At 70.7% G+C, this 21,307-nt stretch carries 18 protein-coding genes; 13 read left to right on the forward strand and 5 right to left on the reverse strand.

Going from position 1 to position 21,307, the window contains the following annotated elements; all coding sequences use genetic code 11:
* The first annotated feature begins 14 nt into the window (after positions 1–14).
* Together E1202_RS11100 and E1202_RS11105 are read left to right on the forward strand one after the other, a co-directional pair.
* Complete coding sequence (locus E1202_RS11100; RefSeq protein WP_132682713.1) at positions 15–992, forward strand: glutathione S-transferase family protein; 978 nt, start codon at positions 15–17, stop codon at positions 990–992.
* Between the two features lie 449 nt (positions 993–1,441).
* Positions 1,442–2,092, forward strand: coding sequence for a GPR1/FUN34/YaaH family transporter (locus tag E1202_RS11105; RefSeq protein WP_235878042.1), 651 nt, complete (start codon positions 1,442–1,444; stop codon positions 2,090–2,092).
* A 50-nt stretch (positions 2,093–2,142) separates the two neighbouring features.
* On the opposite strand, the gene E1202_RS11110 is transcribed toward E1202_RS11105, so the two are convergent.
* The gene (locus E1202_RS11110; RefSeq protein ID WP_132682716.1) at positions 2,143–3,831 is read right to left on the reverse strand and encodes an AMP-binding protein; all 1,689 of its coding nucleotides are present in this window, start codon (positions 3,829–3,831) and stop codon (positions 2,143–2,145) included.
* Positions 3,832–3,971: 140 nt separating this feature from the next.
* On the opposite strand from E1202_RS11110, the gene E1202_RS11115 reads away from it, so the two are divergent.
* Entirely contained in the window at positions 3,972–4,772 is an 801-nt protein-coding gene (locus tag E1202_RS11115) for a LuxR C-terminal-related transcriptional regulator (protein WP_132682717.1), read from the forward strand.
* Between the two features lie 78 nt (positions 4,773–4,850).
* Here the strand turns inward: E1202_RS11115 and E1202_RS11120 are convergent, their stop codons facing one another.
* Positions 4,851–6,200, reverse strand: a complete 1,350-nt coding sequence (locus E1202_RS11120) for a CitMHS family transporter (RefSeq protein ID WP_132682719.1) — start codon at positions 6,198–6,200, stop codon at positions 4,851–4,853.
* Between the two features lie 164 nt (positions 6,201–6,364).
* Between E1202_RS11120 and E1202_RS11125 the strand changes: the two genes are divergently transcribed.
* Together E1202_RS11125 and E1202_RS11130 are read left to right on the forward strand one after the other, a co-directional pair.
* A complete protein-coding gene (locus E1202_RS11125) occupies positions 6,365–7,972 on the forward strand; it encodes a sensor histidine kinase (RefSeq protein ID WP_235878044.1) in 1,608 nt (535 codons plus the stop codon).
* The gene (locus E1202_RS11130; RefSeq protein ID WP_132682720.1) at positions 7,969–8,637 is read left to right on the forward strand and encodes a response regulator; all 669 of its coding nucleotides are present in this window, start codon (positions 7,969–7,971) and stop codon (positions 8,635–8,637) included. Before E1202_RS11125 ends, E1202_RS11130 begins: the two co-directional genes overlap by 4 nt.
* A 33-nt stretch (positions 8,638–8,670) precedes the next feature.
* Here E1202_RS11130 and E1202_RS11135 read toward each other — a convergent pair whose 3' ends face one another.
* Together E1202_RS11135 and E1202_RS11140 are read right to left on the reverse strand one after the other, a co-directional pair.
* On the reverse strand, positions 8,671–9,561 hold the full coding sequence (locus E1202_RS11135; RefSeq protein ID WP_132682722.1) for an MIP/aquaporin family protein: 891 nt from the start codon (positions 9,559–9,561) through the stop codon (positions 8,671–8,673).
* Positions 9,562–9,790: 229 nt separating this feature from the next.
* Positions 9,791–10,381: a hypothetical protein gene (locus E1202_RS11140; protein WP_132682724.1), complete on the reverse strand. Its 591-nt coding sequence runs from the start codon at positions 10,379–10,381 to the stop codon at positions 9,791–9,793.
* 139 nt (positions 10,382–10,520) lie between these two features.
* Here E1202_RS11140 and E1202_RS11145 point away from each other — a divergent pair, with 139 nt between their 5' ends.
* From E1202_RS11145 to E1202_RS32805, 3 genes are all read left to right on the forward strand, one after another.
* Complete coding sequence (locus tag E1202_RS11145; RefSeq protein WP_132682725.1) at positions 10,521–11,093, forward strand: TetR/AcrR family transcriptional regulator; 573 nt, start codon at positions 10,521–10,523, stop codon at positions 11,091–11,093.
* A 103-nt stretch (positions 11,094–11,196) separates the two neighbouring features.
* On the forward strand, positions 11,197–11,538 hold the full coding sequence (locus E1202_RS32800; protein ID WP_328590970.1) for an L-lactate permease: 342 nt from the start codon (positions 11,197–11,199) through the stop codon (positions 11,536–11,538).
* Positions 11,477–12,802 (forward strand): L-lactate permease, encoded by a 1,326-nt coding sequence (locus E1202_RS32805; RefSeq protein ID WP_456238805.1) that lies wholly within the window; start codon positions 11,477–11,479, stop codon positions 12,800–12,802. The genes E1202_RS32800 and E1202_RS32805 overlap by 62 nt, the downstream gene beginning before the upstream one ends.
* 45 nt (positions 12,803–12,847) lie before the next feature.
* Here the strand turns inward: E1202_RS32805 and manD are convergent, their stop codons facing one another.
* Positions 12,848–14,083 (reverse strand): D-mannonate dehydratase ManD, encoded by a 1,236-nt coding sequence (gene manD / locus E1202_RS11155; RefSeq protein ID WP_132682727.1) that lies wholly within the window; start codon positions 14,081–14,083, stop codon positions 12,848–12,850.
* Between the two features lie 119 nt (positions 14,084–14,202).
* Here manD and E1202_RS11160 point away from each other — a divergent pair, with 119 nt between their 5' ends.
* The 5 genes from E1202_RS11160 to uidB all read left to right on the forward strand — a co-directional run bounded on the left by E1202_RS11160 (position 14,203) and on the right by uidB (position 21,255).
* The gene (locus E1202_RS11160) at positions 14,203–15,195 is read left to right on the forward strand and encodes a LacI family DNA-binding transcriptional regulator (protein WP_132682728.1); all 993 of its coding nucleotides are present in this window, start codon (positions 14,203–14,205) and stop codon (positions 15,193–15,195) included.
* Between the two features lie 60 nt (positions 15,196–15,255).
* Positions 15,256–16,698, forward strand: coding sequence for a glucuronate isomerase (gene uxaC, locus E1202_RS11165; protein ID WP_132682730.1), 1,443 nt, complete (start codon positions 15,256–15,258; stop codon positions 16,696–16,698).
* Entirely contained in the window at positions 16,695–17,999 is a 1,305-nt protein-coding gene (locus E1202_RS11170) for a mannitol dehydrogenase family protein (RefSeq protein WP_235878046.1), read from the forward strand. The genes uxaC and E1202_RS11170 overlap by 4 nt, the downstream gene beginning before the upstream one ends.
* Positions 18,000–18,100: 101 nt before the next feature.
* Complete coding sequence (gene uidA, locus E1202_RS11175) at positions 18,101–19,891, forward strand: beta-glucuronidase (protein ID WP_132682732.1); 1,791 nt, start codon at positions 18,101–18,103, stop codon at positions 19,889–19,891.
* A gap of 14 nt (positions 19,892–19,905) precedes the next feature.
* Complete coding sequence (gene uidB, locus E1202_RS11180; RefSeq protein ID WP_132682733.1) at positions 19,906–21,255, forward strand: glucuronide transporter; 1,350 nt, start codon at positions 19,906–19,908, stop codon at positions 21,253–21,255.
* Positions 21,256–21,307: the final 52 nt, after the last annotated feature.

A 21,307-nucleotide genomic window follows, 5' to 3' on the forward strand; every position in this document is an offset into this window, starting at 1 on the left:
GGACGATCGAGGGCATGGCTGGTGAATTCCAACGGGACATGAACTACATCGCCACGCGGATCACCGCCGACGGGCGAGACGGCTACCCGGTCGAACCCGGTCGGTACCGCTTGGTGGTGGCCAGGGCGTGTCCCTGGGCGAACCGGGCGGTCATCGTGCGGCGGCTGCTGGGCCTCGAACCGGTGCTGTCGATGGGCATCGCCGGGCCGACCCACGACGAGCGCAGCTGGCAGTTCGACCTCGACCCGGGCGGCCGGGACCCGGTGCTGGGCATCGAGCGGCTGCGCGAGGCGTTCCTGGCCCGGGACCCGGACTACGCGAAGGGCATCACGGTGCCCGCGATCGTCGACATCCCCACCGGCCAGGTGGTCACCAACGACTTCCCGCAGATCACCCTCGACTTCTCCACCGAGTGGCGCGAGCATCACCGGCCGGGAGCGCCCGAGCTGTACCCGCAGGACCTGCGCGCCGAGATCGACGAGGTCGGCGACCTGGTGTTCAAGGTCAACAACGGGGTCTACAAGACCGGCTTCGCGCAGAGCCAGGAAGCCCACGACAAGGCCTTCCACGAGCTGTTCGAGGCGGTGGACCTGCTCGCCGAACGGCTTTCCGGTCAGCGCTACCTGGTCGGCGACACGATCACCGAGGCCGACGTGCACCTGTTCCCGACCCTGGTGCGCTTCGACGCCGTCTACCACGGGCACTTCAAGTGCAACCGGCACAAGATCACCGAGATGCCGGTGCTGCGGGACTACACGCGAGACCTGTTCCAGACCCCGGGTTTCGGCGACACGATCCACTTCCCGCAGATCAAGGAGCACTACTACGTGGTGCACCGCAACGTGAACCCGACCGGCATCATCCCCGCCGGCCCCGACCTCACCGGTCTTCTGCAACCCCACGGCCGGGACAAGCTCGGAGGCCGCCCCTTCGGCAACGGCACTCCGCCGGGACCACCCCCGGAGGACGAGCGCGTCCCCACCATCGCGTGATCGCCGCGCTCCCGCGAAGCACGGACACGTGCCCCACGGGAGCGCGGAGCTCTCGCCCCTCCACGCACCCCGATGACGGCGGTTTTCCGGGTCCGGATTGCGGCAGTTTTCCGGTGCGTGTTTACGGCGGTTCTCCGGTGTCGGGATCTGACTGAACCGGTCGTCTGCGGGGCCGGATCGGGGGCTCCAACGCTGCGTGAGGCGTCCGCCGTTCGGGGCCGTCGCGAATCCCTCCGTGTCGGATCGGGATCCGTTCGTTCCCACCGCATTGCCCGCGCAGACGCGGGCGTGGCATGTTCAGCTCCACCTGCAGAAACGGGAAATCCCGGGGACTTTCGTCGCCGGGAACGCCGCGGTCGGGGGAAGTTCGCCGTCCGCTCGGAGTCGGCGAGGTCGATCCGGCCGCGGTGGCGCGGGAACGCGCACCGGACATCGCGAAGGAGCGGATCGTGACCGCATCGGACGCAGCGACAACGGACCAGGACCGAACCACGCACCGCAAGCCGGAGCCCGTACCGGGGCCGCTGGCCGGTGACCCCGCGCTGATCGGAGTGCCCACGTTCGTCGTGGGTTCGATCGCCCTCGGCATGACCTTGGTGGGCTTCGTCCCCCCGGAAGCGGTCGGCGCACCCGTGGCGATCATCCTCGCCGCCACCGGAACGGGTCAGCTCGTCGCGGCGTTGTGGGCGGCCGCGATCGGGCAGAGCGCGGTCGCCTCGATCTTCGGCACGTTCTCGGGGTTCTGGCTCAGCTACGGGCTCCTGGTGCTCGGGTTGACCCACGGCTGGTTCGGAGTTCCCGACGGCAGCGCCACGGCCACGCAAGCGCTGTTCCTGACGTCGTGGGCCGTCACGGTCGCGCTGCTCGCACTGGCGACGCTGCGGCTCCCGGCCGCCTACACGATCCTGTTCGCGCTGATCGCCGCGGCGCTGGTGCTCGTGCTGGTCGCGACCGTGCAGGACTCGGCGCAGCTGAAGGCGGTGGGCGGCTTCGTGGTCTTCACCTTCGCGGCGCTGGGCTGCTACCTGTTCCTCCACGTGATGTCGGCGGCGACGGGTGGTCGAGGACTGCCGCTCGGGAAGCCGGTGCTGAGTTCCTGAAACATCAAGCGCGGAGGCGGTTCTCGACCGCCTCCGCGCTCGAGCGCCTCTCAGGAGCGCAGTTCGGGGAACTGGTCGTCGCGCCATTCGTCGCGCGGGCCCGTGTCCTCCTCGCGGGCGCGCAGCTCGACGCGGCGGATCTTGCCGGAGATCGTCTTGGGCAGCTCGAAGAACTCCAGCCGGCGAACCCGCTGGTAGGGCGCGAGGTGTTCGCGCGCGTACTTGAGGATCTCGAACGCCGTGGTCTTGTCCGGTCCGTGCCCGGGAGCCAGCGCGACGTAGGCCTTGGGCACGGCGAGCCGCACCGGGTCCGGCGCGGGCACCACGGCGGCCTCCGCGACCGCGGGGTGCTCGATCAGGACCGATTCGAGCTCGAACGGGCTGATCTTGTAGTCGCTGGCCTTGAAGACGTCGTCGGTGCGCCCGACGTAGGTGATGTAGCCGTCCGCGTCGATCGTCGCCACGTCGCCGGTGTGGTAGTAACCGCCGCCCATCGCGGTGTCGTTGCGCTCGGCGTCGTCGCGGTAGCCGGTCATCAGCGGCAGCGGGTGCTGCGCCAGGTCGAGGCAGATCTCGCCCTCACCGGTGCCGTCGACCGGCCGTCCCGTCGCCGGGTCGACCAGCACCACCGGGACACCGGGCAGCGCCCGGCCCATCGAGCCGGGGCGGATCTGCGATCCGGGCGTGTTGGCGACCTGCGCGGTCGTCTCGGTCTGCCCGAAGCCGTCGCGCAGCGTCAGTCCCCACGCGCGCTGCACCTGCTCGATGACCTCGGGGTTGAGCGGCTCACCCGCACCGATCACCTCGCGCAGCGACTCGGGGCGCGCGCCGAGGTCGGAGTTGATGAGCATCCGCCACACGGTCGGCGGCGCGCAGAACGTCGAGACGTCCCAGGTCCGCAGCCGGTCGAGCAGCATCGCCGGGTCGAACCGGCCGTAGTTGCACACCAGGATCGTGGCTTCGGCGATCCAGGGCGCGAAGAACGACGACCACGCGTGCTTGGCCCAGCCGGGCGAGGAGATGTTGAGGTGCACGTCGCCGGGCCGCAGACCGAGGAAGTACATGGTGGTCAGATGCCCGACGGGGTAGGAGGTCTGGGTGTGCTCGACGAGCTTCGGCCGCGAGGTCGTGCCCGAGGTGAAGTAGTAGAGCAGCGGATCGCCGGGAGCGGTTCCGGGGTGGGGCAGCGGCGTGGCGGGCAACGCTTCCGCCTCGCGCAGGTTCACCCACCCGTCGGCCGCACCGACGCTGATCCGCCCGTAGTCACCGGGCACGTCGGTGAACTTGCCGGTGTCGGCGGCGTTGGCGATGACGTGCTCGGCCCCGCTGCGGATGATCCGGTCGACCAGCTCGGCCGGGCCGACGGCGGTGGTGGTCGGCACGATCACCGCGCCCAGCTTCATGATCGCCAACATCGACTCCCAGAGCTCGACCTGGTTGCCGAGCATGAGCACCACCGGGTCACCGCGGCGCACGCCCTGCGCGGCCAGCCAGCCGGCGAGGCGGTCGGAGGCGGTGGCCATGTCGTCGAAGCTGCGCCGCAGCTCGGACCCGTCCTCCTCGACGATCACCAGAGCCGGGCGGTCGTTGCCGCGCGCGATCGCGTCGAACCAGTCGGTCGCCCAGTTGAACCGCTCGCCCAGCTCCGGCCAGCGGAACTCGGCGACGGCGCGCGGGTGCTCGCCGCGCAGCGCCAAGAGCTGGTCACGGCTTTCTCGGTAGGCGCCGGTGACGTCCATGTGCCGCATCCCCTTCGATCGGACGACGCTGTCGGGACGAGGGTGCACCGACCACCGGAGGATCGAATACCCACTCACGGGGGTAGCGCGGAGCGGGAGGTGCGGGGTATTCACCCAGTTGACGTGGTGAGGGAGCGCACATGGACGAAGACGTCAGAGCGGCCGGTTGGATCGACCGGCTCCTCCCGGAACGACTGAACTGGCTTTCCCGGTCGACGGGCATTCCCGTGGTGTTCGGCGGCAGCACGTCGACGACGCCGCAGCGGCTGGTGATCGGCCGGATGAAGGGCACCTTCGGGTCGGGGCTGCGCGGGCTGGAGGTGCGCCCGGGCAGCGGTCTCGGCGGCAGGGTGCTGCGCGACCGCGCGGCGCACCGCGTCAACGACTACGCCCGCACCTCCGACATCACCCACGAGTACGACCCGATCGTCGTCCGGCAGGAACGCCTCACCTCGGTGTTCGCGCTGCCCATCACGGTCGGCGAGGCGGTGTGCGGCGTCCTCTACGGCGCGGCCCGCGACCACCGCCCGGTCGGCGACCGCGCGCTGCGCACGGCGGAGGTCGTCACCGCGCAGCTGTCCCGGGACGTCGAGGACCGGCTGCGCCCGGACCCGGAGCTGCACGAACCCGACCCCCTGGCGGAACTGGCCGCGGTCATCGAGGAGACCGGAGACGAGGCCATGCGCGCCCGCCTGCGCCGGATCCACCACCGGCTCCGCGGGAGCGCAGCACCGACCACGACGAGCGACGTGACCCTCGCACCCCGCGAGATCGAAGCGCTCCGCCTCGTCGAGATCGGAGCGTCCAACGTGGAGATCGCGGCCCGTCTCGGCCTGAGCCCCCAGACGGTCAAGACCTACCTCCGCAACGCCACCCGCAAGCTCGCGGTCCGCAACCGCACAGCAGCAGTCCACGAAGCCCGCCTCGCAGGGCTGCTGTAAGAACACCGAGCCTCAACCCGGCCGGAACTGCCTCCGCCCTCGACGGGTGGGGGCGTCGAGGGCGGAGGGGTGGGTGGGTCAGTGGATGTTGATGAGGCCGAGGCCGAGGCCGGTCGTGATGACCACCGCGCAGACGAGCAGGGCCCACTTGATCGCGAAGCGGTGGTGGTCGCCGAGGTCGACCTTGGCCAGTCCGATGAGGACGTACATCGCCGGGACCAGCGGGCTGAGCATGTGGATGGGCTGGCCGAGCAGGGAAGCCCGTGCGATCTCCATCGCGCCGATCCCGTGCTGGGCGCCGGCTTCGGCGAGGATCGGCATCACGCCGAAGTAGAAGGCGTCGTTGCTCATGAAGAACGTGAACGGCACGCTCAGCACCGCGACGATGATGCTGAAGAACGGGAACAGGCCGTCGGGCAGCGCGGTGAGCAGGTACTGCGCCATCTGCTCGATCATGCCCGTGCCCGAGAGGACGCCGGTGAACACCGCTGCGGCGAACACCATGGCGACCACGGCGACGACGCTGTCGGCGTGCGCGGCGATGCGGTCGCGCTGCTGATCCAGCCGCGGGTAGTTGACGAGCAGCGCCAGCGCGCAGCCGATCATGAACAGCACCGAGATCGGCAGCACGCCGATGATCAGCGCGGTCAGCAGCGCGATCGTCAGACCGGCGTTGAACCAGTACAGCTTCGGGCGCAGCGACTCTCGGTCCGGGGCGAGCACGTCGAAGTCCGCCGAGCCGCCGTCGGAGGACGCCGCGTCACCGGAACCACCCGCCGGGGGACCGCCCGCGCCGACCAGCACCGGTTCGGCGGTGCGCAGCCTGGCGCGCTCCCGCAGGCCCAGGACGTAGGCGAGGGCGAAGACGGTGACCAGTCCGGCGGCCAGCGCCGGGATCATCGGCACGAACAGCTCCTGCGGGTCCAGGCGCAGCGCGCTCGCGGCGCGAGCGGCGGGACCGCCCCACGGCACGACGTTGAGGATCGCGTTGGTCAAGCACGCCAGGCCCGTCATGAGCACCGGGCTGACGCCCAGCCTGCGGTAGATCGGCAGCAGTGCCGAGACCGTGATCATGAACGTGGTCGTGCCGTCACCGTCCAACGACACCAGCGCCACCAGGCCGACCGTGCCCATGATCAGGCGCAGCGGGTCGTTGCGGGTCAGCTGGACCACGCCGCGCGCGATCGGGTCGAACAACCCGGCGTCGATCATGATCCCGAAGTAGAGGATCGCGAACAGCAGCATCGCCGCCGTCGGGGCGACCGACTTGATGCCGTCGGTGATCATGTCGCCGAGGTCCGGGGAGAAGCCGCCGATGACGGCGAAGAGTATGGGGACCGCGATCAGCGAGACCATCGGTGACAGCCGCTTGCTCACCACCAAGTAGAGGAAAACCGTCACCATGCTCAAGCCGAGTAGCGCGATCAACGCGTCCTCCTCCCTGCGGACCTCCGGTGGTCCCACTTGCAGCGCCGTTGCGTTCCGGGGAACCGTAGGTGAGCTACGTCGCTCTGACGAGATTTGTCGATGTTGTCCGCATATCTCGCGTTGAGAACGTTCTGCGCGTTTTGCTCACGACGTATCGTCGGGACATGCCCCACCGCCCGATGCGGTTCGCGCGACAAGCACTGCTCATGCAGATCGGTCTGATCACCCTGGTCACCACGATCGGGTTCTTCCTCGTCGCGTCGCTGCTCGACCGCCACCTCGTCGACCAGTACGGTCAGCGCGCCCTCACCGCGGCCCAGGTCCTGGCGACCGACACCGACCTGGCGGGCGCGGTGGCGCGCGGTGACCAGCCCGGGGTGCGCGCGCAGGCCGACCGGGCCCGAGCGGCCTCCGGGGCGCTGTTCGTGGTCGTCACCGATCGCCGCGGCATCCGGATGTCGCACCCCAACCCCGACGAGATCGGCGAGCCGGTCAGCACCGATCCGCGCCAGGTCCTCGCCGGCCACGAGATCGTGAACGTGCAGCGCGGCACCCTCGGGCTCTCCGCGCGCGGCAAGGTCCCGCTGCGCGGACCCGACGGCGGCATCATCGGTCAGGTCAGCGTCGGGTTCGACGCCGAGGACATCAACACCGCGCTGCTGCGGCTGATCGGCACCACCGCGGCGTTCACCGGCGGTGCCCTGCTGGTCGGCATCGCCGGGGCCGCGTGGCTGACCCGCCTGCTCAAGCGGCGCACCCTCGGGCTCGAACCGGAGGAGCTCGCCGAACTGGTCCGCCAGCGCGAAGCCGTGCTCTACGGGATCGGGGAGGGCGTGCTCGCCGTCGACGCCGCCGGCGACGTCTCGGTCCGCAACGGCGAGGCCGAGAAGCTGCTCGGCACGCCCCTGGAGGTCGGCACGCCGACGACCGCGCTGGACATCCCGCCGCGGCTGCGGGACCTGCTGCTCAGCGGTCGCCAGGCCGACAACCTGATCGCGCTGTCCGGCGACCGGGTCCTGGTGGCCCACCACCGGCCGGTGCGGCGCGGAGGCGTCGAGCTCGGCAGCGTGCTCACCTTGCGCGACCGCACCGACCTGGAATCGCTCAACCGCGAGCTCGACAACGTGCGGAGCACGACCAACACGCTGCGCGCGCAGCGCCACGAGTTCACCAACCGCCTGCACACCCTGTCCGGGCTGCTGCAGACCGGCCGGCAGGAGGAAGCCGTCGAGTACGTGCAGGCGCTCACCCACGGGCAGGTCACCGGCCTGGGACCGGCCGCCGAAGCGGTGCGCGACCCCTACCTGGTGTCGTTCCTGTCCGCGAAGAAGTCGGTGGCGCTGGAGAAGGGCGTCGAGCTGGAACTGGCCGAGACGAGCTGGGTTCCCGCGCCGCTGCGCGCACCGGTCGAGGTGATGACCGTGGTCGGCAACCTGGTCGACAACGCCATCGACGCCGCGCGCGTGGGTGCTGCCCGCCCGCGCGTGGAAGTGGACCTGCTGGCCGACGGGACCACGCTGCACGTGTCCGTTGTGGACAGCGGGGACGGTGTTCCGGAGGAGTTGCGCGAGGAGATCTTCGTCGAGGGCGTCTCCTCGAAGCGGTCCGCCGGCAACGGGCTCGGGCTCGCGCTGTGCAGGCAGGCGGCGCGCAGCCTCGGCGGCGACGTGCGCGTCGTCGGCCCCGGCGAGGAGTCCGGCGCGCTGTTCGTGGCGGAGCTGCCGGGCGCTCTCGAAGACGGTTCCCCAGCGAGCGAGGAGGAGAAGTCGTGATCGGCGTGGTCGTGGTGGACGACGATTTCCGGGTGGCGCAGGTGCACGCCGAGTTCACCGATCGGGTTTCCGGGTTCCGCGTGCTGGGCATCGCCCACACGGCGGCGCAGGCGCGCGAGCTGATCGACCAGCAGAACCCCGACCTGGTCCTGCTCGACAACTACCTGCCCGACCACGACGGGATCGCGCTGCTCGCCGAGCTCGAGACCGACGCCATCATGCTCACGGCCGCCACCGATCCGGCGACCGTGCGCGCGGCCTTCGCCGCCGGAGCGCTGAACTACCTCATCAAGCCGTTCACGGCCGAACAGCTGGCCGAACGGCTCAACGCCTTCGCCCGCTACCACGCGCGGCTGCCGGTGACCGGCGGCGCCATCGACCAGGAGGAGATCGACCGCGCCCTCCGACTGCTGCGCGAGGGCGACCGGCCTGCGGCTCCGAAGGGGCGCTCGTCGCTGACCACGCAACTCGTGCTCGACGCGCTGCGCAACGACGGGCGAGCCCGCTCGGCCGCCGAAGTCGCCGACGAGCTCGGCATTTCCCGCGCGACAGCGCAGCGCTACCTGGCCTCCCTCACCCAGGAGGGCCAGGCGATCATGACCCTGCGCTACGGCGCCAGCGGCCGCCCGGAACACCAGTACGAACCGATCCCGGGCACTCGGTAGGGGCTGCTCGGGCTCACGGCAGGGCCGGGTGCCTCAGGACGACGTGTCGCCCGCTCGGCCGGGTTCCGGCGCGCTCGTGCGGGCCGCGACGACCTGGCCGATGAACAGGTCGTACACCACGGCTCCGACCACCGCCCCGATGAGCGGGCCGACGATCGGGATCCAGAAGTAGAAGCTGAACCACTCGTGGGTCCCAGGTAGGGCGAGCTCACCCCAGCCGGTGAGGAACGTCCACAACCGCGGGCCGAAGTCACGTGCCGGGTTGATCGCGTAGCCCGCGTTGGGGCCGAACGTCAAACCGATGGTGGTCACCACCATGCCGATCAGGAACGGCCCGAGGTTGGCCGCCGGAGCGCTGTTGCGCGCGTCGATCAACGCGAAGATGAGCAGGACGAGAACAGCCGTTCCCACGACCTGGTCCAGCAGCGGGCCCCACCACGACCCGCCGAAGTACTCGGCCGGGAACGTCGCGAAGATCGCGAAGGTGTCCAGTGATTCGGTGCGCGGCACACCGGCTTTCGCGTTGAAGGCGTCGATCGCCCAGCTGTACACGGAGTACACCACCGCGGCGGCCGCGAACGCGCCCACGAGCTGGGCCAGCATGTAGGGCACGACCTTCACCCAGGGGAACGCCCGCCGCACCGCGAACGCCAGCGTCACCGCCGGGTTGATGTGCGCGCCGGACACCCCGCCCGCGACGTACACGCCGAACACCACGGCGAATCCCCAGCCGAAGGCGACGATGAGCCAGTTCGCGGCACCGAAGGAATCAGTTTGCCGTCCGGACCCCGGTAGCCCGGCGACGGCGACTGCGACGGACGCGCAGCCCAGCAGAATCAGCACGAAGGTTCCCAGGAACTCCGCCAGCAGCTCGCCGGTGAGTCCCTTGCCGTAACCGGCGCGGCGTTGTTTCGGCTCAGCCATCGGTTCTCCATCACGCGGGCGACGCGCGAGCGAACACCATCGGCGCCGCAACTTTGCCCGTCGGGACGGACCTCATGAAGGAGCGTAGGTCTCAACCCGGCCCGCCGCATCCCGGTCGCCGCAGGGGGAAGCGGTCGTACAAGCGTTCAGCGACAGCGCGATTCACCCTCTCCACAGTGGAAATCCGGGCGGGGTCTTTCGATCGAGGACGGTCGAAGACCCCGGGCGGTCACCGGGTGCGCCTGGCCGCCTGGTGCAGGCGGATGGCGGAGATGAGGAAGAAGATGCCGCCGAGCGTCGCGTAGCCCGCGATGCCGGTGAGCGAGGGGTTCGGCATCCCGGCCATGAGGATGAAGCTGATGCCGGCGAGGACGGAGATGCCGCCGCTGAGGATCATCGCCCACTGGCCGCCGAGCCGGTGGCGCAGGACCGCGACGATCAGCTGGACGATGCCGGCGGTGATCGCCCACAGGCCCCAGACGCGCAGCACGCCGGGGATGCCGGAGGTGGCGGCGAGGGCGAGACCGATCGCGGCCAGCAGGCTCAAGGTCATGTTGAGGTACAGCGGTGCTTTCGGGCGCGTGGTGCCGGAGGAGCGGTAGTCGACCACGGCCGCCGCGACGTCGAACAGCGGGTAGATCACCAGCAGCGCGACGACTCCCGGGTTGAGGGTCGTGGCCAGCGCCACCGTGAGAACCGCCCACGCCACGGCGAATCCGAAGCGGATGAAGTAGAGCGTGCGCAGCGACGTCGCGCCGCTGCTCGCCTCCGGGTGCGTGCCGGTGCCGTCGACGTGGGTCGTGTCGGCAGGACGTGTCATCAGGTCGATCCCCTCGGGAGCAAGTGGATAGAACGATCGGTGCACCTGAGCCTGCTGCGCTGGGAGCGGATTGTCAAGACCGATCGTTCTATCTGCTAGCCTCGGAGCAAGTCAGGCGGATGATCGAACGGGGGGACGGATGTCGGAGGCGCGGGCTCGCCTGCTCAACGCGGCCACCGAGCTGTTCTACGCCGAAGGCCTGCACGCGGTGGGCGTCGATCGCGTCATCGCGCACGCGCAGGTCACCCGCGCCACGCTCTACCGGCACTTCCCGAGCAAGGACGACCTGCTGGTCGCCTACCTGACGCAGGCCGACGAGGCGTTCCGCGCGCGGGTGGACGAGGCGCGCGCCGCCGAGCGCAGCTCTGCCGACGCCGTCCGAACCGTGGGGCGGACCATCACCGGCGACATCCAGAACTCAGGTTTCCGAGGCTGCGCGTTCCTCAACGCCGCGGCCGAGTACCCCGATCCGAGCCACCCGGTCCACCTCGCCGTGCTCGCCCACCGGCAGTGGTTCTTGGACACGATGACCGAGCTCTTCTCCGGGATCGGCAAGATCGACCCCGAACCCGCCGCACGGCACTTCGTGATGCTGCGGGACGGCGCCATGACCGCGGGCTGCCTCACCGATCCGCAGCCCATCTGCGAGACGTTCCTGCGCGGGCTCGAAGGTCTCCTCACCTTCCGAAGTCGGGAGAAATCGGGCTCTTGAGCCACCTCTTCCGGTGTTGTCGCCGGGTTCGTTGCAGTCGTGTGACTTCCTGCGGGCGAACGGGCCGTTATGTTGCGCCGGAACGGTTCGACGCCCCGAGGGAGTGGCTGCGTACGAACAGGTCCTGGATCCGCTGCTCGGTTCGCTGGGGTTGAGCGCGCTCGCCGCCGCGCTGCCGCTGCTGGTCCTGTTCGTCCTGCTCGGCATCGTGCGGATGGCGGCGTGGAAGGCATCGCTCGTCGCGCTGGTCGTCGCCTTGGCCGTCGCGGTGCTGGTCTACCCGATGCCGGTCGTCCCAGCGCTGCTGTCGGCGTCGCTGGGCGCGGCGTTCGGGTTCTTCCCGATCCTGCGGATCGTCATCAACGCGATCTGGGGTCCACAACATGACCGTCACGACAGGGCATTTCGGCGTCCTGCAGCGGTCGTTCACGCGGGTCAGCGGTGACCGGCGGATCCAGGCGGTGATCACCGCCTTCTGCTTCGGCGCGCTCCTGGAAGCCCTGGCCGGATTCGGCACGCCGGTTGCGATCACCACGGTGATGCTGCTGGCGCTGGGATTCTCGCCGATCACCTCGGCGGTCGTGGCGCTGGTCGCCAACACCGCCCCGGTCGCCTTCGGCGCTCCGGCGTCGCCGTTGGTCACCCTCGCCAGCGTCACCGACCTGCTGCTGGAGGACCTGGGTGCGATGACCGGTCGGCAGACCCCGCTGCTGGCGGTGTTCGTGCCGATCGTGCTGGTCGGCGTCCTCGACGGCCGCAAGGGCGTCCGGCAGACCCTGCCCGCGACGCTGACGTGCGGCATCACCTTCGGTCTCGCGCAATTCGTCTCCGCAAACTACATCTCCGTGCCGCTGGCCGACATCGTCGCCTCGCTCGTCGCCGCGGGCGCGACGGTCCTGCTGCTGAAGGTGTGGACGCCGCGTGGTGGCCTGGAGGCCGAGCCCAGCACCGAGGTCGACTCCCGCGGCGAGGTCGTGCGCGCCTACCTGCCGTACCTGATCATCATCGCGGTGTTCGTCGTCGCCCAGATCAGCGTCGTCCACGACCTCCTCGACGCCGTGACGGTGAAGTTCGACTGGCCGGGCCTGCACATCACCGACGCCGGCGGCGACGAGCTGTCGCTGGCCGAGTCCAAGTTCAACTGGCTCACCAGCGCGGGCAGCCTCCTGCTGATCGCCGGACTGCTGAGCATCCCGGCCATCGGCGCCCCGGGCCGCGCCGCCGAGCGCTACCTGGCCACCTACGCCCAGCTGAAGTGGCCGATCGTCACCGTGATGTCGGTGCTCGCCATCGCCTACGCCATGAACGCCTCCGGCCAGACCGCCACGCTGGGCACCTGGATGGCCGGAGCCGGTGGGGTGTTCGCGCTGATCTCGCCGGTGCTCGGGTGGCTGGGCACGGCGGTCACCGGCTCCGGCACCTCGTCGAACTCGTTGTTCGGCGCGCTGCAGGTCTCCGCGGCCAACCAGGTGGGCAGGCATGGATCCCGCGCTGGCCGCCGCCTCGAACGGCTCCGGCGGGCTCCTGGGCAAGATGATCTCGCCGCAGAACCTCGCCATCGCCGCGGGCGCGGTCGGCATGGCCGGGAAGGCGACATCTTCCGCCGGGTCCTGCCGTGGAGCCTGATCTTCCTCGTCCTGATGTGCGCCCTGGCCTACCTGCAGTCGCTGCCCGTCCTGGGATGGATGGTGCCCCAGGGCAGTTCCTGAGCGGACACCGGTTCTCCCGCGAGGTCTTCCGCGGGGAACCGATGCTCACCAGTCGTGGACGGTGCCGTCCAGGAGCCGGTTGGTCGGCAGGTAAGCCGGTTCGTACGGGTACTTCTCGGCCAGCTGCTCGTCGAAGTTGATGCCGAGACCGGGCTCCTGGCTCGGCCGCAGGCCGCCGTCGGCGAACTCGACCGTCGGGCCGAACACGGCGTTGGTCCGCTCGTCGTGGAGCATGTGCTCCTGAATCCCGAAGTTGTGCAACGCGATTCCCAGGTGCACGGCCGCCGACATGCCGACCGGCGAGACGTCGGTCGGACCGTGCATCCCGGACTTGATCTGGTACATCGCGGCGTAGTCCATGATCTGCCGCACGCCGGTGATGCCGCCCGCGTGGGTGACGGGGGAGCGCACGTAGTCGATGAGCTGCTCGCTGATGAGCGTCTGGTAGTCCCAGATCGTGTTGAACACCTCGCCGATCGCCAGCGGAGTGGTCGTGCGGCTGCGGACCAGCCGCAGCGCCTCCTGGTTCTCGGCCGGCGTCACGTCCTCCAGCCAGAACAGGTCGTACGGCTCCAGCGACCGCCCCAGCCGCGCCGCCTGGATCGGGGTGAGCCGGTGGTGCGCGTCGTGCAGCAGCGCCAGGTCGGGGCCGAACTCGTTGCGCACCGCCTCGAAGACGCTCGGCACGTGACGCAGGTAGGCGCGGGTGTCCCAGGTCTCCTCGGCGGGCCGGGCCGACCTGCGCGCGGGCTCGTAGTCGTAGCGCCCGCCTCCGTCACCCGCCGCAGAGCTCGACGCGACCCCGTACACCGAGGGCAGGCCGGGAACGCCGGTCTGCACCCGCACCGCGGTGAAACCGAGGTCGAGGTGCGCCCGGATCGAGTCGAAGAGCTCGTGCAGCTCCCGCCCGCTGGCGTGGCCGTAGACCAGGCAGCGCTCGCGGCTCTCGCCGCCGAGCAGCTGGTACAGCGGCATGCCCGCGGCCTTGGCCTTGATGTCCCACAGAGCCGTGTCGACCGCGGCGATGGCCGCCATCGTCACCGGACCCCGCCGCCAGTAGCCGCCCCGGTACAGGTACTGCCAGGTGTCCTCGATGCGGTGGGCGTCGCGGCCGAGCAGCAGCGGCGCGACGTGGTCCCGGAGGTAGGAGGCCACCGCGAGCTCGCGGCCGTTGAGCGTGGCATCGCCGAAACCGGTCACACCGTCGGACGTCGTGATCTTCAAGGTGACGAAGTTTCGTCCGGGGCTGGTGACGATGACGTCGGCGCGGTCGATGCGCACAGCGGACTCCTCTGGGGAACGGGACTTCGAGCGTGGACTGGTTCCCCAAGCTAAGGAGGCCCGGCTACCATGACAACTTGTTGCCGATTGTTGTCAACCGAGCGGGTCGCGGAGGCCGAGTGAAGCAGGCACGACCGACGATCTACGACGTGGCGCGCGAGTGCGGCCTCGCCGCCTCCACCGTCTCCCGGACCTTCAGCAACCCCGCGCGGGTCAGCCCCGCCACCCGGGAGCTCGTCCAGGCCGCCGCGGACGCGATCGGCTACGAGCCGCGCCCGCTGGCCAGGGCGGAGGCGCCGGGGCGCATCCGGGTGCTGACGCTGGTGGTCACCGACATCTCCAACCCGTACTACGCGGCCGTGATCAAGGCGGCCCAGAGCCGGGCGATCGAGCGCAACTTCACCCTCGCGCTGACCGACAGCGACGAGTCGGCGCGGCTGGAGGCCAACAACCTGCGCCAGCTGCTGGCCACCACCAGCGGCGGAATCCTGGCCACCTCGCGGCTCTCCGACGAGGCCGTGCGGCAGATCGCCGACTACCGGCCGCTGGTGATGATCAACCGGCAGGTCGAGGGCGTGCCGAGCCTGGTCGTGGACACCGCCGCCGGGATGCGCAAGGCCGTGCGCCACCTCGCGGTGCTCGGCCACCGCCGCATCGCCTACCTGTCGGGCCCCCGCAACTCCTGGATCAACGGGCAGCGCTGGCAGGCGGTCCGCGACGAGGCGGCGCAGCTGGACATCGAGGTCTCGTTCCTCGGGCCGTTCGCGCCCAACCGCAAGGGAGGCGAGGACGCCGCGGACGCGCTGGTGCTGGGGAAGGTGTCGGCCGCGATCGGCTACAACGACCTCATCGCGATCGGTGCGCTGCAACGCCTGCGGGCCACCGGCGTCCGGGTGCCCGACGACCTGTCGCTGATCGGCTGCGACGACATCTTCGGCGCCGACCTTACCGCTCCCGGGCTGACGACGATCGCCGGTCCCGCCGACAAGCTCGGGTCCTACGCGGTGGACGCGCTGCACGCGCGGTTGTCGGGGCACGGCGACGGGCCGGGCTCGCTCACCTTCGACTCGCACATGGTCATCCGGGGGTCGACGGGACCGGCCGGGAGGTAGCGGCTGGCAACTGCTGGCAACCGGTTGTCAGCGGGCCCGTCCGGAGCTGAAGCTCCGCTCATGGACGGTGTCACAGCATCAACCACGGCCCGCACGCCGCTGAACCCGCACCCCGACCGCCTGCTCCCGGTGGACCCGGCGCAGCGAGCGATCGCCCGCCGGCTGTACGACAGCGTGCGGGATCTCCCGCTGATCAGCCCCCACGGCCACGTCGACCCCGCGCTGCTCGCCGCCGACGAGCCCTTCACCGACCCGGCATCGCTGCTGGTGACACCGGATCACTACGTGACCCGCCTGCTGCACGCCCACGGCAAGTCGCTCAACGAGCTCGGCCTCGGCGATGGCGAGGGCGCGCCCGCCGCGAAACCGCGCGAGGTGTGGCGGGCGTTCTGCTCGCACTGGCACCACTTCCTGGGCACGGCCTCGCGGCAGTGGATCGAAGCGGAACTGCACGACGTGCTCGGCGTGCGGTCCCAGCCGTCCGAGGCCACGGCGGACGAGCTCTACGACGAGCTGGTCGACAAGCTCGCGCAACCGGCCCTGCGGCCGCGCGCGCTGTTCGAGTCGTTCAACATCGAGGTGCTGGCCACCACCGACGACCCGGCCGACGACCTGCGCCACCACCAGGCGTTGGCGGCCGATCCGAGCTGGTCGGGGCGGGTCGTGCCGACCTTCCGCCCGGATCGCTACCTCGACGCGACCGGCCAGGGATGGCTGCGGGCGCTGGAGCAGCTCGCGCAGGTCAGCGGTGTCGGCACCGACAGCTACCAGGGCCTGGTCCGGGCGCTGGAGTCGCGGCGCGACCACTTCCGGGAGCACGGCGCCACGGCCACCGACCACAGCGCGCCGGACCCTGAGATGGCCTTCCTCCCCGCCGAGGAGGCGTCCCGGCTCTTCGACACCGTCCGGGGCGGAACAGCGACGCCCGAGGAGGCGCGGTTGCTGTCGCGGCAGCTGCTGGGGGAGAACGCCCGGATGTCCAGTGAGGACGGTCTGGTGATGGCGTTGCACACCGGGAGTTGCCGCAACCACCACTCGCCGACGTTCTCGCGCTACGGCGCGGACACCGGCCACGACATCCCGATGCGCAACGAGTTCACCCTGGCGCTGCGGCCGATGCTGGAGCGCTTCGGCACGCACCCGCGCTTCCAGTCGGTGGTGTTCACGCTCGATGAGACGGTGTTCTCGCGGGAGCTGGCGCCGCTGGCCGGGTTCTACCCGGCGTTGTACCTGGGCGCTCCGTGGTGGTTCCTCGACGCGCCGCGCGCGATGCGCCGGTTCCGCGACGCGGTGACCGAGACGGCAGGTTTCCACCGCACCGCCGGCTTCGTGGACGACACCCGGGGTTTCTGCTCGATCCCCGCCCGCCACGACACCGCTCGACGGGTCGATGCCGGTCACCTGGCGAGCTTGGTCGCCGAGCACGTCATGACCGAGGAGGACGCGGCCGCCGTGCTGCGCGACCTCAACGACGCCCTGCCGCGCAAGGCGTTCCGGCTGTGACGGCCGCGATCACGCGGGCCGCGGCGAAGCTCGCCCCCGCCGCGCCGGTGCGCGCCGTGCACCTGGGGCTGGGAAGCTTCCACCGCTCCCACCAGGCGTGGTACACCGCTGCCGCGCCGGACTGGGGGATCGCCGCCTACACCTTCCGCAACACTGAGCTGCCGCGCGCCCTCAACGCGCAGGAGGGCGCGTACACGCTGCGGGTGCCGGGCGAGACGGACGCGGTCGAGGCGATCGGTGCCATCAGCCGGGCGCACGCGGGCGCCGAGGTGGAGCCGTGGTTGCGCGACCTGGCCTCGCCCGAGGTCGAGGTGCTCACGCTGACCGTCACCGAGGCGGCCTACGCGCCACCGGAACCCGGACGGGACTCCGCCACGGCCCGGCTGCTGGCCGGACTGCGCGGGCGGTACCGGGCCAACGGCGCGCCCATCACGCTGGTCCCCTGCGACAACCTCCCGGCCAACGGCGCGGTGCTGCGCTCGGTGCTCCGCGCGTCGGCGAGCGACGACGCCCGGTTCGCCGGGTGGATCGAGGACCACGTCAGCATCGTCAGTACGGTCGTCGACCGGATCACCCCCGCACCGGTCAGCGGCGACGCGGAGGCCGCCGCTCGCCTGAGCGGGCTCTCCGACGAGGCGCCCGTGGTGGCCGAGCCGTTCACCGAATGGCTGCTGTGCGGGAGCTTCGCCGCCGGGCGTCCGCAGTGGGAACGGCGCGGAGCGCGGTTCGTCGACGACGTCGACGTCTACGCCGGCCGGAAGCTGTGGTTCCTCAACGGCGCGCACACCCTGCTCGCCTACGCCGGTCTCGCGCGCGGCCACCGCACCATCCGCGACGCCGTCAACGACGGGCGCCTCGCCGCGCTCGTGCAGGAGTGGTGGGACACCGCGGCCCAGCACCTCACCGTGGACCCGGCGGAGATCGCCGAGTACCGGCGGAACCTGCTGATCCGCTTCGCCGCCCGGGGCATCCGGCACGAACTGGCGCAGATCGCCCACGACGGATCGCAGAAGATCCCGGCCCGCCTGCTGCCGGTGTTCCGCGCCGAGCGAGCCGCGGGCCGGTTGCCCGCACCGGTGGTGTTCGGGCTCGCGGCGTGGTTGCGCCACCTCCAGACCGGGCAGGTTCGGGACCCGCGCGCCGAGGAGCTGGCCGAGGCGGCGCGGTCGACCGACGCCGTCCGCCGGTCGCTGCTCGCCCTGGACCCGGAGATCGGTGCGGACGACGAGCTGGTCTCCGCCGTCGGAACCGAACTGCGGTCCACGACCGGCCGCGGTTCGGTGCTGATGCCCCGCCGCTGACACCCGGGCCTGCGCCGAGCAGGCCCGGCCCTGACCCCGCGTCGGTGCAGCCGCACCACGGCTGCACCGGGCGCGGAACCCGAAGAATGAAGGGAGCAACGATGCTTCGTCCTCTCACCAACGCCTTCCGCGACTGCCGCGCGCTCGACGGGTTGTGGCGGTTCGCGGTCGACGCCGAGGGGGTCGGGCGCGACCAGCAGTGGTGGCGCGGCGCGCTGCCGGGCACAGCGGAGATGCCGGTTCCGGCCAGCTACAACGACATCCCAGCCGATGCGGCGGTGCGCGATCACGTCGGCGAGGTCTGGTACCAGACCTCCGCGCACGTGCCCGCGACCTGGAGCGGGCAGCGGATCGTGCTGCGCTTCGACGCCGCGGCGCACCGCGCCACGGTGTGGGTCGACGACCAGCAGGTCGTCTCGCACATCGGTGGCTACACCCCGTTCGAAGCCGACGTCACCGACCTGGTCCGGCTGGGCGAGGCCCACCGCATCACCGTCGTCGTCGACAACCGGCTGGACTGGGAGTCCATCCCGCCCGGCTACGTCGAGGACACCCCCGACGGGCCGCGGCAGCGCTACCACCACGACTTCTTCAACTACGCCGGCCTGCACCGCGCGGTGTCGCTGTACGCGACCCCGGCCGCGCACATCACCGACGTGACGGTGACGACCGACCTCGACGGGCTCGCCGGAACGGTCGACTACGAGGTGCGCGCTTCGGAGGGCGAGCGGGCGCGCGTCGCGCTGCACGACGCGGAGGGGACCGAGGTCGCGCGGGTCGAGGGCCTGTCGGGTCGGCTGCGGGTGGAGGACGTGCGCCCGTGGCGGCCCGGCGAGGGCTACCTGTACGAGCTGCGCGTGGAGCTGCTCGGCGCCGCTGAGGCCGTCGTCGACCGGTACTCGCTGAACGTGGGCGTGCGCACCGTCGCCGTCGACGGGACGAACTTCCTGATCAACGGAGAACCGTTCTACTTCACCGGTTTCGGCATGCACGAGGACCACGTGGTGCGGGGCAAGGGCCACGACGACGCGTCGATGGTGCACGACTTCGCCCTGCTGGAGTGGATCGGTGCCAACTCCCTGCGCACCTCGCACTACCCGTACGCGGAGGAGGTGCTCGACTACGCCGACCGGCACGGCATCGTGGTGATCGACGAGACCGCGGCGGTGGGCCTCAACCTCGGCATCGGCGGCGGCATCATCTCCTCCAGCACGCAGGAGACCTACTCGGACCAGACGGTCAGCGCCCGCACCCAGGAGGCGCACCGGCAGGCGATCCGCGAGCTGGTGGAACGGGACAAGAACCATCCCAGCGTCGTGCTGTGGAGCATCGCCAACGAACCGGAGTCGCACACCGACGCCGCCCGCGACTACTTCAAGCCGCTGTTCGCCGAAGCGCGCGCTGTCGACCCGTCCCGTCCGGTCGGGTTCGTCAACGTCATGTTCGCCCCGGCGGGCGAGTGCAAGGTCGCCGAGTTCTCCGACGTGGTGATGATCAACCGCTACTACGGCTGGTACGTCCAGGCCGGGGACCTGGCCGCCGCGGAGCGCGCGCTGGAGGCCGAGCTCCACGAGTGGGCGCGGTGCGAGGGCAAGCCGATCATCATGACCGAGTACGGCGCGGACGCCCAGGCGGGCCTGCACTCCGCGGTGTCCCAGCCGTGGACCGAGGAGTACCAGGCCGAGCTGCTGGAGATGTACCACCGCGTGTTCGACCGGGTGGAAGCCGTTGTCGGGGAGCAGGTCTGGAACTTCGCCGACTTCGCCACCAGTGCGGGCTACGCGCGCGTGGACGGCAACAAGAAGGGCGTGTTCACCCGCGACCGACGCCCGAAGGCCGCCGCGTTCTCGCTGAAGCGCCGCTGGCACGCGCGCGGCGACGCGATCGAGTGACGGGGGTGGTCCTGATGAAGCTCAGAGCGCAACAGCTCCTCGGTTACGCGGCCGGGGATGCCGCCAACAACCTGGCCTTCTCGATGGCCTCGATGTTCCTGCTGCTCTACTACACCGACGTGGCCGGAATCCCCGCCGCCGCAGCGGGAACCCTCTTCCTCATCGTCCGGGTGTGGGACGGCGTCGCCGATCTCGTGGCGGGTCGCCTGGTGGACCGGACGTCGAGCCGGTGGGGCAAGTTCCGCCCCTGGCTGCTGTTCGGATCGGTCCCGCTGCTGCTGCTGAGCGTGGCGACGTTCTCGGTGCCGGACGGCAGCCTGACGGCGAAGCTGATCTACGCCTACCTCACCTACGCGGCGGTCGGCACGGTCTACAGCCTGGTCAACATCCCCTACGGGTCGCTGGCGGCGGCGATGACCCAAGAACCGGTGGAGCGCGCCAAGCTCGCCAGCGCGCGGTCCATGGGGTCGGCGGCGACGATGCTCCTGCTGAGCCTCGTCGTCGCACCGCAGATCAAGAACGCGGAGAACCTGCAGGCGTCGTTGCAGCTGACCACGCTGGTGTTCGTGGTCATCGGCTCGGCGTTGTACCTGTTCACCTTCTTCACCGCTCGCGAGACCGTCCAGCGCGACGTGGTCACCGTGGGGTTGCGGACGAGCCTGCGCACGCTGCGGCAGAACACACCGCTGCAACTGCTGTGCGCGAGCTCGTTGTTCTTCCTGACCGCGATGTTCTCGATCCAGACCATCGGGGTCTACTACGCGCGGGACGTCCTGGGAGACGCCAACCTCTACATCGTGCTCACGGTGCTCCAAACAGGACTGATGTTCCTGATCGCGCCGGTGGTCCCCTTCGTGGTGCGCACGATCGGCAAGCGGGCGGGCTACATTGCCGGAGGCGGGGTCACGGCCGCCGGCTCCGCGGTCGCGATGTTCGCGCCCGCCTCGACGCCCTCTCTCGCCCTCGGCGCGTTCGTGCTCATCGGCGCCGGGCTGGGCCTGGTCAACACGCTGATGTGGTCGTTGGAGGCCGACACGGTCGAGTACGGCGAGTGGCGAACGGGGGCGCGCACCGAAGGCACCACCTACGCGGTGTTCTCGTTCGTCCGCAAGGTCGGCCAGGCGCTCGGCGGTGCCGCGGCGGCCTACACCATCGGGCTCGCCGGCTACGTCGGCGGCGCGGAGGTGCAGAGCGCCACCGCGCTCTGGGGAATCCGGGCCGCGGCGGGCATCGTTCCGATCGGCTGCGCGGCGGTCGGCATCGCGATCATGGTCTTCTACCCGCTCACCGAGAAGCGCTTCCGCGACATGACCGCCGAGGTCGCCGAGCGCCGCGACGGCACGAAGACCCACAGCCCCGCCTGACCCCACCCCCCGCGAGGCCGCTTCCCCGCGCGAAGCGGCCTCGCCGGGACCT

This window comes from Saccharopolyspora karakumensis, from assembly GCF_004349225.1.
Classification (GTDB): Bacteria; Actinomycetota; Actinomycetes; order Mycobacteriales; family Pseudonocardiaceae; genus Saccharopolyspora; species Saccharopolyspora endophytica.

Excerpts from the sequence above, each read along its gene's own strand:
- E1202_RS11100 (WP_132682713.1), top strand. The coding sequence starts at position 15 with ATGGCTGGTGAATTCCAACGGGACATGAACTACATCGCCACGCGGATC.
- E1202_RS11110 (WP_132682716.1), bottom strand. The coding sequence starts at position 3,831 with ATGGACGTCACCGGCGCCTACCGAGAAAGCCGTGACCAGCTCTTGGCG.
- E1202_RS11115 (WP_132682717.1), top strand. The coding sequence starts at position 3,972 with ATGGACGAAGACGTCAGAGCGGCCGGTTGGATCGACCGGCTCCTCCCG.
- E1202_RS11125 (WP_235878044.1), top strand. The coding sequence starts at position 6,365 with ATGCCCCACCGCCCGATGCGGTTCGCGCGACAAGCACTGCTCATGCAG.
- E1202_RS11135 (WP_132682722.1), bottom strand. The coding sequence starts at position 9,561 with ATGGCTGAGCCGAAACAACGCCGCGCCGGTTACGGCAAGGGACTCACC.
- E1202_RS11140 (WP_132682724.1), bottom strand. The coding sequence starts at position 10,381 with ATGACACGTCCTGCCGACACGACCCACGTCGACGGCACCGGCACGCAC.
- E1202_RS11145 (WP_132682725.1), top strand. The coding sequence starts at position 10,521 with ATGTCGGAGGCGCGGGCTCGCCTGCTCAACGCGGCCACCGAGCTGTTC.
- E1202_RS32805 (WP_456238805.1), top strand. The coding sequence starts at position 11,477 with ATGACCGTCACGACAGGGCATTTCGGCGTCCTGCAGCGGTCGTTCACG.
- uxaC (WP_132682730.1), top strand. The coding sequence starts at position 15,256 with ATGGACGGTGTCACAGCATCAACCACGGCCCGCACGCCGCTGAACCCG.
- uidA (WP_132682732.1), top strand. The coding sequence starts at position 18,101 with ATGCTTCGTCCTCTCACCAACGCCTTCCGCGACTGCCGCGCGCTCGAC.
- uidB (WP_132682733.1), top strand. The coding sequence starts at position 19,906 with ATGAAGCTCAGAGCGCAACAGCTCCTCGGTTACGCGGCCGGGGATGCC.